The following is an 831-nucleotide window of genomic DNA, read 5'->3' as shown; positions in this document are numbered from 1 at the left end:
TCGTGGTTGATCGCCTCAGCGGCAGCGTCGCCGTCGCCGTCGCCGCCGGAGCCGGAGCCGGCGCCGGCGGAGCCGGCACGCCGCCAGAGGAAGCCGTACGTCTCGTACGCCGAGAACATGCTGTCGTATCGGCCCGAGCGCACCCCGTCGACTGCGACGTCGATGCGGTCACTGGGGATGAACGGCGACGTCGCCTGGATGAAGACGACGACATCCACCAGCTCGCCCGCGTCTTCCAGCGCGTCGAGCACGTGCAGCACGGCACTCTCGGATGACGCGGTGTCGCCCGAGATCTCGGCAGGACGGCGGATGACGCGCGCCCCTGCCGCGATGCTGAGTTCGGCGATCTCGTCGTCGTCGGTCGAGACCACGACCAGGTCGACCAGCTCGGCGGCTGCAGCCGCCCGCGCTGCGCGCTGGATGAGCGGGATGCCGCCGACGCGGCGGAGGTTCTTGCGCGGAACTCCCTTCGATCCGCCGCGCGCCGGGATGACCGCGACGGTGAGGCCGCCGAAGGGTTCCTCCCGCTTCGACAGGCTCAGCGATCGGGCCTCGTGGCGAATCGGTCCCTCGGCCGGAGACGAACCCTCAGCCGGAGACGATCCCTCAGCCGGAGACGAACCCTGAGCCGGAGACGATCCCTGAGCCGGAGACGGTCCCTCAGCCGGAGACGATCCCTGAGCTGGAGACGATCCCTCAGCCGGAGACGGTCCCTGAGCTTGTCGAAGGGTCGGCACTTCTTGTGATGAGGTCATAGCCCGCGCGCCACCTTCCATACCCGTGCGGCGCGGCGGCGCGCACCCTTGATCGTCAACCGGATCTCCTCGGCCC

At 69.9% G+C, this 831-nt stretch carries 1 protein-coding gene; it reads right to left on the bottom strand.

Annotated features, from left to right (window positions below):
• The coding region (locus J1M43_RS16050; RefSeq protein WP_206477462.1) for a cytidylyltransferase domain-containing protein at positions 1-755 on the bottom strand (755 nt) is incomplete at its 3' end.
• Positions 756-831 lie beyond the last annotated feature (76 nt).

The organism is Microbacterium sp. KRD172, from assembly GCF_017168295.1.
GTDB classification, from domain to species: Bacteria; Actinomycetota; Actinomycetes; order Actinomycetales; family Microbacteriaceae; genus Microbacterium; species Microbacterium profundi.
This window is presented reverse-complemented; position numbering and strand designations above follow the sequence as displayed.